The 14,802-nt window shown below is 64.6% G+C and carries 9 protein-coding genes; 1 reads left to right on the forward strand and 8 read right to left on the reverse strand.

Annotated elements, in window-relative coordinates; genetic code table 11:
* On the forward strand, nucleotides 1-678 hold the full coding sequence (locus tag AC1DX6_RS18145) for a TetR/AcrR family transcriptional regulator (protein ID WP_477315725.1): 678 nt from the start codon (nucleotides 1-3) through the stop codon (nucleotides 676-678).
* Nucleotides 679-893: 215 nt separating this feature from the next.
* On the opposite strand, the gene AC1DX6_RS18150 is transcribed toward AC1DX6_RS18145, so the two are convergent.
* From AC1DX6_RS18150 to AC1DX6_RS18185, 8 genes are all read right to left on the reverse strand, one after another.
* Nucleotides 894-2,432 carry a trimethylamine methyltransferase family protein gene (locus AC1DX6_RS18150; protein ID WP_477315727.1) on the reverse strand — a complete coding sequence of 513 codons (1,539 nt, stop codon included), beginning with the start codon at nucleotides 2,430-2,432 and terminating at the stop codon, nucleotides 894-896.
* Nucleotides 2,433-2,441: 9 nt separating this feature from the next.
* Complete coding sequence (locus AC1DX6_RS18155) at nucleotides 2,442-4,544, reverse strand: oxidoreductase (protein ID WP_477315729.1); 2,103 nt, start codon at nucleotides 4,542-4,544, stop codon at nucleotides 2,442-2,444.
* A gap of 180 nt (nucleotides 4,545-4,724) precedes the next feature.
* Complete coding sequence (locus AC1DX6_RS18160) at nucleotides 4,725-6,434, reverse strand: APC family permease (protein ID WP_477315731.1); 1,710 nt, start codon at nucleotides 6,432-6,434, stop codon at nucleotides 4,725-4,727.
* Between the two features lie 254 nt (nucleotides 6,435-6,688).
* Nucleotides 6,689-9,058: a DUF1989 domain-containing protein gene (locus tag AC1DX6_RS18165; RefSeq protein WP_477315733.1), complete on the reverse strand. Its 2,370-nt coding sequence runs from the start codon at nucleotides 9,056-9,058 to the stop codon at nucleotides 6,689-6,691.
* Nucleotides 9,059-9,412: 354 nt separating this feature from the next.
* The gene (locus tag AC1DX6_RS18170; protein ID WP_477315735.1) at nucleotides 9,413-10,036 is read right to left on the reverse strand and encodes a sarcosine oxidase subunit gamma; all 624 of its coding nucleotides are present in this window, start codon (nucleotides 10,034-10,036) and stop codon (nucleotides 9,413-9,415) included.
* Nucleotides 10,029-13,010, reverse strand: a complete 2,982-nt coding sequence (locus tag AC1DX6_RS18175) for a sarcosine oxidase subunit alpha (protein ID WP_477315737.1) — start codon at nucleotides 13,008-13,010, stop codon at nucleotides 10,029-10,031. The genes AC1DX6_RS18170 and AC1DX6_RS18175 overlap by 8 nt, the downstream gene beginning before the upstream one ends.
* 238 nt (nucleotides 13,011-13,248) lie before the next feature.
* Nucleotides 13,249-13,524, reverse strand: a complete 276-nt coding sequence (locus AC1DX6_RS18180) for a sarcosine oxidase subunit delta (protein WP_477315739.1) — start codon at nucleotides 13,522-13,524, stop codon at nucleotides 13,249-13,251.
* Nucleotides 13,525-13,541: 17 nt separating this feature from the next.
* Nucleotides 13,542-14,795, reverse strand: coding sequence for a sarcosine oxidase subunit beta family protein (locus AC1DX6_RS18185; protein ID WP_477315741.1), 1,254 nt, complete (start codon nucleotides 14,793-14,795; stop codon nucleotides 13,542-13,544).
* Nucleotides 14,796-14,802 lie beyond the last annotated feature (7 nt).

The raw sequence follows: 14,802 nt of genomic DNA on the forward strand, positions 1-14,802 counted from the left end.
ATGGACGATCAACCAGCAACTTCCAAACGCAAGCGCGGCGTCAAGAAATCGCCGCCGCGCTTCAGCCGCGAACAGCCAGACGTGCGCCGCGCCATGCTGATCGAGGCGGCGACGCGATGCCTGTCGGTCGGCGGCATCGGCGCCTTCACCGTCGATCGCATCTGCAAGGAGGCCGGCGTCTCGCGTGGCCTGATCAACCACCATTTCGAAGGCCGCGACGGGTTGTTGGTCGAGGTCTACAAATCCTCGCTCTATGCCAGCGTCAACAACCAGATCGACGAAGCCAAGCGCCGCCGCGCCGAAAAATCCGACTGGCCGCCCGAGGCGTCGCTGGCCGCTTTGGTGCACTCCAACTTCTCGCCCGATTATTTCAGCCGCGACAATTTGCTGATCTGGCTGTCGCTGTGGGGTGAGATCGCCGTCAACCCGCGCCTCAAGGCAGCGCACCGCGAACTCTACGACGCCTACCGGGCCGAACTCGCCGAGGACATCGCAGCCGTCGCCACGCCGCGCGGCAGGGATGTCGATGCGCCGGCGCTGGCGCGCAATTTCATCGCTTTGGTCGACGGGCTCTGGCTCGAATGGTGTCTCGATGAAAGCGTGGTGACGCCGCAAGGGGCGGAGGCTGCGGGTTTCGAGATGCTCGAGGCGCAGGTCGGGCCGCTGCGCGGCGCATAACGATTTGAGGTCGGCGCTGCACCCCCCTCTGCCCTGCCGGGCATCTCCCCCTCAAGGGGGGAGATTGGCAGCTCCACTGAAGGCGCTTCTCCTTCAACGTTGATGATTGGCGAAGGCCCACGTGACATCTGATCTCCCCCCTTGAGGGGGAGATGTCCGGCAGGACAGAGGGGGGCGCCTGGCGCTAACCTTAAATCAGCGTCGCGTCCCAAAACCTAATTCAACGGCGATCCGCCCTCGCGCTTGCGGCGCTCCATGTAGTCGCGCAGCGCCTCGTCTATGCCAGGATCGATCGGCGGCTGCTCGTATTCGGCGACCATGCGTTTCCACACCACATTGGCGCGCTCGCGCGCCGTGACCTGGCCCCGTTCGACCCAGGTGTCGTAATTGTCCCAGTTGGAGACCAGCGGCGAATAGAAGGCGCGCTCGTAGCGCTGCATGGTGTGCGCCGCGCCGAAGAAATGCCCGGCCGGGCCGACCTCGCGCACCGCTTCCAGCGCCAGCGTGTCGATGTCGACCACCGGCGGGTCGAAATAGGCCGACATCATCTGCAGCATCTCGGCATCGATCACCAGCTTCTCGAACGATGCGGTGAGCCCGCCGCCGAGCCAACCGGCAGCATGCAGCACCAGATTGGCGCCGCCCATCAGGCAGCCCCACAACGACATGGCGCTTTCATAGGCTGCCTGCGCGTCGACCGAGTTGGCGGCGGTGACATTGCTGGAGCGGAACGGCACGCCGATCAGCCGGCAGAGCTGCCCGGTGATCTGCGCGGCCTGCGTGTATTCGGGCGTGCCAAACGCCGGGGCGCCCGTCTTCATGTCGACATTGGAGGTGAAGCCGCCATACATCACCGGCACGCCGGGGCGCACGATCTGGGTTAGCACGATGCCGGCCAACGCCTCGGCATGCTGCTGCGACAATGCACCGGCGAGCGTCACCGGGCTCATCGCGCCGGCCAGCGTGAACGGCGTGATGACATTGACCTGGCCATGCGTGGCCAGCGCGATCAGGCCCTCGGCCATCGGCTCGTCGAGCTGCAGCGGCGAATTGGTGTTGATGATGCCGGTGAAGACAGGCATCTCCTGCGCGAGATTTTCACGCGTCGTGCCGAGCGAGATCGCCACCATCTCCAGCGCGTCGATGGCGCGACCCTGACCAAGGGTCTGCGGCTGCCAGTTCTTGTCGAGCAATGTGATCTCGGCATAGTAGAGGTCGAGGTGGCGCGTGTTCTGGTGCAGGTCGAGCGGCTCGAACGGCCCGCCGCCTTCCTGGTGCAGCACGTTGAACGACTGGATCAGCTTGAGGTAGTTGCACATCTCGGCATAAGTGCCGGGGCGACGTCCCCGATCATTGTCCATGACATAGGCCGGTCCGCCGACCGACGACAGGATGCAGTGCCGTCCGCCGACCTTGACGTTTTTTGCAGGATTGCGGGCGCGCAGCTCGAACGATGACGGCGCCATGGCGACGCGCTCCATCACCATGGCGCGGTCGAAGCGCACCCGCATCTCGCTTTCGTCGACGTCGCAGCCGGCCGCGCGATAGAACTGCCGCGCCTGCGGCTGCAGCACGCGCATGCCGATCTCCTCGAGAATGGTGAGGCCCATCTCGTGGATCGTCTGTACCTGGTCGGCCGAGAGAATCTCGATCGGCGCATAGGGCCGCGTCAGCTGCTTCCATGGCCGCTGTTCGATGCCACCGATCTCGCGCTGCGGGCGGCCGGGTCTGCGACGTGCCGTGATGCGCTCCATGATCTTCTCCTATTCGGCTGCAGTCCGCATATCGAAATCCGCCACCGCATCGACGATCGGCGTGTCGCGGCGGTAAGGCTGCCAACGGATTTTTGCACCGATCTCGCGCGCGAGCTTGTGGCCGCTGTGCACCGCATGGGCGATGGCGCCCGGGGCCAGCGCGTCGCCGATGCGATCGACGCTTTTGATGCCGGCAACCGCAAGCGCGTCCGCCCGTTCGGTCAGAGCCTCGAACAGCTCGTTGCGCGGCAAGCGCAGCCCGACGATCACCACGGAGCGGCAGGCAATGCTGCTCTCCTCGCCGGTGAACAGATGCGCCAGCGTTGCCGTCTCGCCATCGAAGGATCTCAGCAGATGCAGCGTCGTCACCGGCACCTTGCGGCGTGCCAGCGCGCGGTGCACCAGAGGCAATTCGTTGGTCATGATCGTCCACGCTGACGCCTGGCCTGCCGGTGCCACATAACTGACCGGGATGCCCTGCGCGGCGAGGTGCTCGGTGAGAACGCCGCCCATGTAGTAATTGTCGAAATCGAAGACCAGCGTCGGCCCTTGCGGGAGCCGGCCGGCGGCAATGTCGTCGGGCGTGAACACTTGCGCGTGGTCGAGCCGGCCGACCGGTATTTCCAGCGAGGAATAGAGCATGTTCGTCCAGCGCGCACCGGTCGCCAGCACCACGCGCTCCGGCGAAAGCTCGATGATCTCGTCGACGCCCAGCGCACTCTCGGCATAGAGCGAGACGTTGCTCATCTCGTTGAGACGCCCGAGCCGATAGTCGACGACCCGGTTCCAGGCGGAAAGGCCGGGCAGGGTCTTCTCGAAGGTCAGCCGTCCGCCGAAGCTGCGGCTGCTGTCGGCCAGCGTTACCTCATGGCCGCGACGGCCGAGCGTCAGTGCGCATTCGAGCCCGGCTGGTCCGCCGCCGACGATCAGGATGCGTTCGGGTCTGTCGGTGCGCTCCACGCGTTCGGGGTGCCAGCCGCGCCGCCATTCTTCGCCGGCGGTCGGGTTCTGGGTGCAGCGCACCGGCACGCCGTCATGCCAGCTCGAAATGCAGATGTTGCAGCCGATGCATTCGCGGATCTCGGCCTCGCGGCCCTCGCGGATCTTGGCCGGCAGGAAGGGGTCGGCGATCGAGGGCCGGGCGCCGCCGATGAAGTCGAGCACGCCGCGCCTGATCTGCGACACCATCGTGTCGGGCGAGGTGAAGCGGCCGACGCCGACCACCGGCTTCTTCGTCAGCGACTTGACGAAGTCGATCACCGGCTCGTGGCTGCCTTCGCCGCTGAAGCGCGACGCCGAACAGTCGGTCGGGCTGGAATCCATCTTGACGTCGAACAGGTCCGGGAGATCGGCAAGCAGTTCGATCAGCTCGTGCGCCTCGGAGGGCTGGTTGCGGCCGGGCCGGCCGCGCAGTTCCTCGAGGCTGACCCGCAAGGCGACGCCGCAATCCTTGCCGACGGCCTCCTTGGTGACGTCGATCATCTCGCGCACGAAGCGCACCCGGTTTTCGATCGATCCGCCATATTCGTCTGAGCGGTGATTGTATTCCGGCAGCAGGAATTCGTAGCCGAGATAGCCCATGCCGGCATAGACATAGACGATGTCGAAGCCCGCCCTGCGCGCCTTGCGCGCCGCCTCGGCCTGGCACCTCAGCACCTCGCGAATATCGGCCTTGTCCATCGTCTTCGGCCGTAAATTGCCCATGAAGCCGACATGGGTGGCCATCCAGGGAATGCCGGACGGCGACAGCGGCGGCAGCCGGCTTGTCCTGTTCATCACCGAGGCGCCGCCGTGCCACAGTTCCACGCCGGCGAGCGATCCATGGCGGTGCACCGCCTCCGTCATCAGCGCATGCGCGCGGATATCGTTGTCGTCCCATAGCGTGGCGAAAGGCAGCGGCGCGTCGTCCGAGCTCGGATCGATCGAACAGGCCCCGGTGCAGATCACGCCCCACCCGCCCTCGGCCTTGGCCTCGCGAAACGCCGCGCGAACCCTGGGCAGCGCGTTGGTCATGCCGCTTGCGTGCGGCACTTGATAGAAGCGGTTCGGCGCTGTGACGGGCCCGATCCGCATCGGCTCGAACAGGATTTCGTAGCGAGGGTTACAGGTCATCGGGGTTTCGCGAATATGCTTGTTGTACGATCGTTCAACAAGCATATTCGCACGAACGGCGAAAGGCAATGGACCCATCGCCAGCCGAATGGAAAAAGCCCACCCCGATACGATCAGGGTGGGCTTCAGCCGGGAGGCCAGGATCGAGCGCGAGGAACGCTCGATCCCTTCAGATTGCTGTCAGATGACGAAGAACCAGTTGGCGAGCAGCATCACCGCGACGCCGGCGACCAGCGTCAGATAGGGCAGCATTCCCGCCTTCTTGACCGAGAGGTCGGCTCCCGCCATGCCAAGATCGGCCAGCATGTGGTCGGGGAATTTGCCCTTGTCCTGGACATAGTGACGGAAGCAGAACACCGGGATGATCAGGGCAGCGGTGATCAGTCCGGCCCACAGCGCCATCGGGTTCCACACTTTTGCGCCCGCGCCCATGAAGATGGCGTTGACATAGGCGAAGATGGCGCCGACGCCGAGCAGCCAGCCCGGTGCCTTCCACGGCCGCGCGATGTGGCCGTTGTCGATGCGGTGAATCCAGCCGGCGTTGAGGTTGAGGAAGTTGAAGATGATGTAGCCGCAATTCGACACGGCGAGGATGAAGAAGAAGCTCGTCGCATCGGCCGAGGCGATGGCCAGCACGATCAGGTTGAAGATCAGGTCGGTCCACATGGCGCGCGTCGGGGCGCCGTGCTCGTTGACGTGGCTGAGATAGCGCGGCAGCCAGCCGTCGACGGAGCCCTGATAGAGCGTACGCGAGGAGCCGGCCATCGCCGTCATGATGCACAGCACCAGCGCCAGGATCATCAGCATGACGAGCAGGCTGTGGATGAGATTGCCGCCGCCGACCATGCCGGCCAGCGCATCCGCCACGCCGGAGCCGTCGACGATCGGCGTCGCCAGCATGCCGTTCAGGCCAAGCACGCCCTGGAAGGTAAAGGGCACCAGGATGAACAGCAGCATGCACAGCAGGCCGGAATAGAAGATGGCCTTGAACGTATCGGTGCCGGGGTTCTTGAATTCGGAGGTGTAGCAGACCGCGGTCTCGAAACCGTAGGTCGACCACGCAGCGATGAACATGCCGCCAAGCACCAGCGTCCAGCCGGCAACGTTCCACGAGCCGGGTTCGGGCGCATAGGCGGCGGCCAGCGGCACCAGCGGCGAAAAGTTCGCCCAGTTGATCTGGCCGGTGAAGATCGGCACCACGCCGACGATCAGCATCGGGATGATGACCAGCAGGCCGATATACTTCTGCACATTGGCCGTGCCCAGAATGCCGCGATGCTGGATGGCGAAGATGATCAGCATCAGCACCGCGCCAATGAAGAAGGTGGCGTTGAGCGTGAACGAGACCGGGCCCAGCGTATGGCTGAACAAGGTCCAGTTGCGGATCGCGGGCGTTGCCGCGGCCGCCACTGCGGCAATCGCGTCAGCGGGCGCCGTGCCGACATGCGCGGCGATGTAGGCGACCACTTCCGGCGAGGTCTCGGTGAAAATCGGCAGCGGCGCCAGCGCGTTGAGGATATAGGCGGCGGCGATCGAGCAGCCGAGCGACAGCACAGGCGACCAGGCGAACCAGTTGCACCACACCGACAGCGGCGCGATGAATTTCGAATAGCGCAGCCAGGCGGTGGCGCCATAGATCGAAGCGCCGCCCGACTTGTTCGGGAACAGGCCGGCGATCTCCGCGTAGGTGAAGGATTGCAGGAAGCCCATCACCATGGACACGGTCCAGATCAGGAAGGCCAGCGTTCCGGTCGTGCCGGCGATGCCGCCGATCGAAAACAGGACAAGGGCCGGAACGCCGCTGGCCACCCAGAAGGCGCCGCGCCAGTCGATATTCCGGTGCAGCTGGCCTTCGGCCGGCTGCGCCAGGGCAGAGGTTACGGTGCTCATATGTTTGAAATCCCCTTTTTGTTGTTCCCCGTCCGAGACGGCCGCGACTGTGCGTGGCTTCATCGCAGATGCATGCTTTGGTTGACCGCCGATGTTTCCGGTCAGTCGCATTTTTTTCTTAACAGTGAACATTGATCCGACGCGCTTTCACGTCAAGCGTTTTGTGAGGCCATGCACATCACGCTTGCGAAAACACGAAAATCAACCGGCCAGCAGCGCCGCAGGCCAGTTGGCAGGACGTCTCGAAGCGGACTTCAGGAGCGCGGTTTGGTCTTCTGCGGGTCGTAGTGGGCGAAGGCGACGACTCGCGCCGGCAGCCGCTTGGCATGGCCGTCGAGCTTGCCGATCTCCACCTCCGTGCCGATGGCTGAATGGGTGACGTCGAGCCTCGCCAGCGCAATGTTCTTGCTCAGCACCGGCGAGCGCATGCCTGATGTGACCACGCCGATCTGGGCGCGGCCGACATGGACGCAATCGCCATGGCCGACAGCGACGTTGGCGTCGATGTCGAGGCCGACCAGTTTCGTCTGCGGGTGCTCCTTGCGCCGGATCAGCGCCTCGCGGCCGATGAAGTCGTCGGTCTTGCTCTTGAGCGGCACGGTGAAGCCGATGCCGGCTTCGAACGGGTCGGTCTGGTCGGAGAATTCGTAACCGGCGAAGATCAGCCCGGCTTCGATGCGCACCATGTCGAGGCCCTGTAGCCCCATCGGTTTCAACCCGTGCGGTTGGCCGGCTTCCCAGATGGCGTCGAACACCTTTTCGGCGTCGCGCGGATGGCACCAGATCTCGTAACCGAGTTCGCCGGTGTAGCCGGTGCGCGAGACGACGACCGGAATGCCGTTGCCGCCGCCGATGCGCGCCACCGCAAAGCGGAACCATTCGAGCTCATCGATCGAAGGCTGCAGCGGCGAGGTCCAGATCACCTCTCGCAGGATGTCGCGGCTTTTCGGCCCTTGCACGGCGACATTGTGCATCTGGTCGGTGGACGAGCGCACCAGCACGTTGAGGCCGAGCTTTGCCGCCGTCTCGCGCAGCCATTCGCCGGAGAGATCGTCGCCGCCGACCCAGCGGAAATTGTCCTTGCCCAGCCGCAGCAGCGTGCCGTCGTCGATCATGCCGCCATGCTCGTAGCACATGGCGGAATAGACGACCTGGCCGACGCCGAGTTTTTTCACGTCGCGGGTCAGCGTGTATTGCAGCAGCGCTTCGGAATCCGGGCCGGTGACCTCGAATTTGCGCAGCGGCGACAGGTCCATGATCACGGCATCCTGCCGGCAGGCCCAGTATTCGTCGATGGGACCTTCCTTGGCGAAGGCATTGGCCAGCCAGTAGCCCCTGTACTCGACAAAGTTGCGGGTGTGCTTGGCAAAGCTCGAATGAAAAGCTGTCTCGCGGGTCATTTTGGGTTCCGAATCGGGCGTCATTCGTCTGGCGATCGCTCGCGAGAATTTGTGCTGGCCGGAATAGGTTCGCACATGGATGTCGGTCAGGTTCCAGCCATTGGCCGGCGTCGTATCGTCGGGGCAGGCGGAGGAAACGCAGACGATGTCGGTCAGCGCCCGCAGCAGCACATAGTCGCCTGGGCGAGACCACGGTTCGTCGGAGACCATGACGCCATGCGCGTCGATCGCCGTGTTGAAGAAGAAGTTGATCGCCATCCAGCCTGCGCGAGGATTGACGCCCTTGTCGGCCAGCGCGCGATTAAAGTTCTCCGAGCAGTTGGTGTGACCGGGATAGCCGATGTCGTCGTAATATTTGGCCGCGCAGGCGAGCGCGAAGGCATCATGCCGGCCGCACGTGTCCTGCACCACCTCGACCAGCGGCTCCATGTCCTGATCGTAGTATTTCGAGTGCAGGCCGGGCATCGGATAACTCGAACCCATCAGCGTGCGCGTCGTCGTCACGTCGAGCGGATGATCGCGGCCCTTGTCCAGCTTGCGCGCCGAAAAACACTGGAAGTCGGTGCACTGGCGCCCGTCAACGTCGATGATCTGCAGATAATCGCCGGCTTTGACGAAATAGGATTCGGCGGTTGCCGAATGCACCCTGAGATCGAGCACCGGATCGGCGAGCGGATCGCCGAGCTGCGATTTGGAGGCAGAGCGGATGGTGGCGCGGCGGACGATGACGTTGAGCGGCGTCGCCGTGTCATGTCCATCGACCAGCATCGGTCCGCCCGGCGCGGCAATGATCATCGCTCCGTCGCGGGCGACGGTGAATGCCTGTTCGGTGCCGGCAGGCGTGGTGCCGCCGAACACGCGCACGGCCTTCGCCTGATCGAGCTGCACCTGCCGGCGCTCGAGCCCACGGCGCAAGGAAGCGAGGCTGTCGTCGCCTTCCGCCAGCAGCGCCTTGATGCCGGCGGCATTGCTGTTGGATGTCTCACCGAGAATGCCGGGGTCGCTTACGCCGGTCTTGTCCCACGCCAGCAGCTCACAGGCCTGCCCGCCCTCGACATTGCGCACGCTAATCGTGTCGCCGGCCTCGACGTCGATGAGCACCGCGCCATTGCCCTGGATCGTGTAGCGTTCCATGCCGGCCGGCAACGCGATTTGGCCGGGCCTCAGGATAAGGCTCGGCCGCGGCGGTCCGGCGGTGACGGCGGGGTAGGGCGACTGGCTCATTTCGGCCTTACGGTTTGAGAAACAAGTTTGCCTGTGTGTGAAATTATTTTAGCAGCAAGAATAGCAGTGCGGTTGGGTTTGGCAAGGCAGAGAAGGGCGAGCCGGGCGTGAAACACGAGGGATGAATTCGCTATCCAGTCTCATTCTCCAAACGTCGGCGCCGCCCCTCATCTGGCTGCCGCCATCTTCTCCCCGTAAACGGGGCGAAGGACGCTGTCGTCGGCGGTTTCGCCAATCACCAGCCTTCCAGAGAAAAGCGCGAGGCTGCGGCCGGCCTCTTTCTCCCCGTCACTATACGGGGAGAAATGCCCGGCAAGGCAATGAGGGGCGGCGCCAACATCTGCAATTATCGAACTAAAGCTCCTCGGAATGTCCGATGTTGACACCATACTCCGCAGCCGAATCCAGCATCATGTGCCACAGGCTCTCGGCGAAGGTCGCGAACACCAGAACGTTGAACCCCGCCTGCCCATCCGTCCGATCCTTCCCGCGCCAGAGCGTGACACTGGTGTGATCCATCGAGGTTGCGGCGGCGGTGCCAACCGGGAACGATGCCGGATGCAGATCGATCGACGATAGCTTGGCGAGCATCGTCCTCGCCTTGGCGCCGGAGATGCTGATCAGCACCCGCGCATGTGATTGGTCGGAGAGCGAAGCTGATTGCGCGAAAGCCTGGCCGAGTTCTCCGGTCCCATGCTTGCCGCCCTTGGACAGGACAAAAAACTGATCCGGCCCCGACCAGATCAGCGTCGCGTCCGCCGTGTCGACTGCCTTCGGTGTTTCCGGAGCCGCGACGCCGAAGCGTGCCTTCGCGATCATGGCCATGTCAGCCGCCTTGCCACGCCGCGCCATCACCTGCACGAGGTCGAAATAGCGGATCTCGGTCAACGCCACGCCCGTATCGCCGCGTGCGCCATAAGGCCCGGCGACCAGCGCCCGCTCAAGCGGGCTGCGGGTATCCCAGGAAAACTCAGCCACGCTGGCGCCCTCCATCCGGATCGTAGAAGACGGGATTGCACAGCTCGACATCATAGTCCTCGCCGCGCAGTGGATCATGCGCATGGACGATCTCGCCGATGCGTTCGCGGCCGCGTTCGACCAGGCCGAGCCCGATCCACTGGTCGAGCGTCGGCGAGAAGCAGACCGAGGTGACGTAGCCCTGGTCGTTGCCTGGGCCGGGCTTCTCACCCTTCGGAATGATATGCGCGCCGGAGCGCAGGCGGCGTGCCTTGTCGACGGGCTTGATGCCGACCACGACCTGGCGGTCTGGCGCGACCAGCGCTTCGCGGCCGGCCATCACGAGGCCGATAAAGTCCTTTTTGGTCGACATCATCTTGCCGAGGCCGAGATCTGCGGCGGTCGTCGTGCCGCTCAATTCCGGCCCGGCGACGTGGCCCTTTTCGACGCGCATGACGCCGAGGGCCTCGGTGCCGTAGGGCGTCACGCCGAACGGTTTTCCTGCCAGCATCAGGTTGCGCACCAGCGCCTCGCCATAGCGGGCAGGCACCGAAATCTCGAACGCCATTTCGCCGGAGAAGGAGATGCGGAACAGCCGCGCCTTGAGGCCGCCCCGCAGCGCCACTTCCCGCGCACCCATGAACGGAAAACCTTCGTTGGAAAGGTCCTCGATCGGATCGACGATCTCTTTCAGCAGGTCTCGTGTCTTCGGTCCTGCGATCGAGAACTGCGCCCACTGGTCGGAAACGGAGGTCAGCTGCACGTCGAGTTCGGGAAACAGCACCTGGCGGCAGAATTCGAGATGCTGCATCACCAGTCCGGCCTTGGCGGTGGTGGTGGTCAGGAGATAATGGTCCTCGGCCAGCCGCGACGTGGTGCCGTCATCGTAGACCAGACCATCCTCGCGCAGCATCAACCCGTAGCGGGCCTTTCCCACGGCGAGGTTGGAGAAGGTGTTGATGTAGACCCGGTCGAGGAAGGCGCCAGCATCCGGCCCGTGCACATCGATCTTGCCGAGTGTCGAGACATCGCAGAAGCCGACGCCGCTACGCACCGCCTTGACCTCGCGGGTGACGGATTCCAGCCAGTCCTTCTCGCCCTTAAGCGGATACCATTGCGCGCGCTTCCACAGGCCGGTGTCGACGAAGATCGCGCCCTGTTCGGCTGCCCAGTGATGCGACGGCGTCAGCCTTGTGGCGTGGAAAGTCTCGTCGCGGTGATGGCCGGCAAAGGCGCCGATGGCGACCGGCACGTAAGGAGGTCGGTAGATCGTCGTACCGGTCTCGGGAATGGAGCGGCCGCTGACCGCCGCCATGATGGCGAGGCCGACGACGTTCGAGGTCTTGCCCTGGTCGGTGGCCATGCCGAGCGTCGTGTAGCGCTTCAGGTGCTCGACCGATTCGAAGCCCTCGCGCTGCGCCAGTTCGATATCGGAAGCCGTGACGTCATGCTGGTAGTCGACAAACGCTTTGCCCTTGCCGGCGACATGCCAGAGCGGGGTCAGCGAAAACGCCTCGTCGTCGGCGACCGGGGCCGCTCCTGCATTGTCGCCGCGCCCGGCATCACGCGCTGCCGATACACCCGCCTCAAACCCTTCACGCAGGCAGGCGCCGAGCCCGAAGGCGCCGTTGGCGGCACCAACGGCCAGCATGCCGGGAGGGGCTCCATCCGGCACGAAGGCCGATATATCGTCCTGCCATTTCGGCCGGCCGCGATGATAGGAGGTCAGCCCGACCGCCGGGTTCCAGCCGCCGGAAACAGCAAGCCCGTCGGCTTCGACTTCTGCGCGCGCGCCGCCGGTCAACGACACCGCGATTTTCCGGACGCCATCCTTGCCGCCGTCGACCCCGCTGACGGAGCCATGCAGCACAGTGAAGCCATTCTTGGCGGCCAGCGAGCGGTGAGCGGGCGAGACATCCGGGCGCGCGTCGATCACCGCCGCGATCTGCAAACCTGCGGCAAGCGCGGTCTCGACCGTGCGCCAGCCATCCTCATTGTTGGTGAACAGCGCGACGCGCTTTGCCGGCGTTGCGGCATAGCGCCCGAGATAGGTCCGCATGGCCGAGGCCATCATCACACCAGGCGTGTCGTTGCCGGCAAAGACGATCGGCCGTTCGATGGCACCAGCCGCGACGACGCAACGCCTGGCAACGATCCGCCACAGCCGCTGGCGCACTTGGTGTTCGGGCGGGGAGGGCAGGTGGTCGTTGACCCGCTCCAGCGCGCCATAGGTGCCGCCATCATAGACGCCAAACAGCGTCGTGCGGGTCATGATGCGGACGTCGGTCATTGCCGCGAGTTCGGCCAGCGTGTGGAAAATCCATTCGGCTGCCGGCATGCCGTCGATCGTGCCGCCATCGGCGAGCAGGCGGCCGCCGCGCGTAAAATCCTCCTCGCACAGGATGACGCGGGCGCCTGCGCGGCCGGCGGCAAGTGCTGCCGCCAGACCCGCCGGGCCGGAGCCGGCGATCAGCACATCGCAATGCGCCCAGGCCTTGTCGTAGTGGTCGGGATCGGCGACGCCGGCGGCGCGGCCAAGGCCGGCGGCGCGGCGGATCGCCGGCTCGTAAATGGCTTCCCAGAACTTGGCCGGCCACATGAAGGTCTTGTAGTAGAAGCCGGCGACGAAGATCGGCGCGAACAGCTGGTTGACCGACATCACATCGTGACGCAACGACGGCCAGCGGTTCTGGCTGGCGGCTTCGAGGCCTTCATAAAGTTCGGCGGTGGTCGCCTTTGTGTTCGGCTCACGCCGCGCGCCCGTGCGCAATTCGACCAGCGCGTTCGGCTCTTCCGAACCGGCGGTCAGGATACCGCGCGGCCGATGGTATTTGAACGAGCGGCCAACCAGCTTGACGCCATTGGCGACCAGCGCCGAGGCCAGCGTGTCGCCCTGGAAACCGGAAAAGCTTTTGCCGTCGAAGCGGAAGGAGAGCGGCGCCGAGCGGTCGATGAGGCCGCCTGACGTGAGACGATGGGATTGGCTGGAACTCACGATTGCCGGCCTCTCATCGATACGATGTCTTGAAAGGCAGCGCCGCCCCTCATCGCCCTGCCGGGCACTTCTCCCCGTATAGTGACGGGGAGAAGGACGCTCTCGCCCACGATTTCGCTAATCATCAAAGTCTCAGAAGGGGCGGCGACGTTGCGGCCAGCGCCCCTCTCCCCGTCCCTATACGGGGAGAGGATGCCGGCAGGCAGGTGAGGGGCAGCGCTGATCTGGGCAGAAAAATTCATTTCGCAGCCTGCCTCGCACCAACACCCGCCGCCGGCTCCACCGCCGAAATCTCATGCGTCAGCGTGTTGCGGGTGACCTTCAGCCAGGCCCGGCAACCGCCGCCATGGTACCAGTTCTCGCTCATCACGCCGGCGACATTGTCGCGCAGATAGACATAGTCGAACACCGCGTCTTCCGAGGCGTCGGCCTCGGGCCGCAGCGGCTTGGCGTCGCCCAGATAGGTGAACTCGCCGAGTTCGCGTTCGCCGCAGAAGGGACAGACAATACGCATGCTCTTTCAGACCGCCTTCAATGCAGGTTCGGTTGGGCGCCCTGGCCCTTTTCGTCGATCATGGCACCGCGCCGGAACCGGTCGAAGCGGAACCTCGCTGCTTCCGCATGCGACTCGTCTCGCGCCAGCAGATGGGCAAAGACAAAGCCGGAGCCCGGCGTCGCCTTGAAGCCGCCATAGCACCAGCCGGCGTTGAGGTAGAGCCCGTCGACAGGCGTCTTGTCGATGATCGGCGAACCGTCCATCGACATGTCCATGATGCCGCCCCACTGGCGCAGCAGCCGCACGCGGCCGATCATCGGCATCAGCGCCATGCCGCCTTCGCAGACGTCTTCCATGACAGGCAGATTGCCGCGCTGGGCGTAGGAATTGTAGCCGTCTATGTCGCCGCCGAAGACCAGGCCGCCCTTGTCGGATTGGCTGACGTAGAAATGCCCGGCGCCGAAGGTCATCACACCGGGGATCAGCGGCTTGATCGCCTCGGAGACGAAGGCCTGCAACACATGGCTTTCGATGGGCAGGCGCAGGCCCGCCATATCAGCGACACGCGAGGTGCTGCCAGCAACGGCCATGCCGACCTTGCCGGCGCCGATCTTGCCGCGCGAGGTCTCGACGCCGGTCACCTTGCCGTTGGTGTCGCGCACGAAGCCAGTGACTTCACAGTTCTGGATGATGTCGACGCCGAGCGCGCTCGCCGCATGGGCGTAGCCCCAGACCACCGCATCGTGACGCGCCGTGCCGCCGCGCCGCTGCAACAGTCCGCCTTGTACGGGAAAACGTGCATGGTCGAAATTCAGGAACGGGATCATCTTCTTCAGCGCAGCCTGATCGAGCAGTTCGGCATCGATGCCGTTGATGCGCATCGTGTTGCCGCGCCGCGCATAGGCGTCGCGCTGCGCGTCGGAATGGTAGAGGTTGAGGACGCCGCGCTGGCTGACCATCGTGTTGTAGTTGAGATCCTGCTCCATGCGCTCCCACAGCTTCATCGACAATTCGTAGAAGCCGGTATTCCCGGGAAGCCCGTAGTTGGAGCGGATGATAGTGGTGTTGCGGCCGGCATTGCCGGAGCCGATCCAGCCCTTTTCCAGCACGGCGACATTTTTGATGCCGTACTCGCTGGCCAGGAACCATGCGGTGGCCAGGCCATGGCCGCCACCGCCGATGATCACCACATCGTAGCGATCTTTCGGCGTGGCATCGCGCCAGGTGCGCTGCCAGTTCTTGTGGCCGGATAGGGCGGCGCGAGCGAGCGAAAAGATCGAGTATTTCATGACGTCA

Source organism: Mesorhizobium sp. P2_C4 (assembly GCF_056404575.1).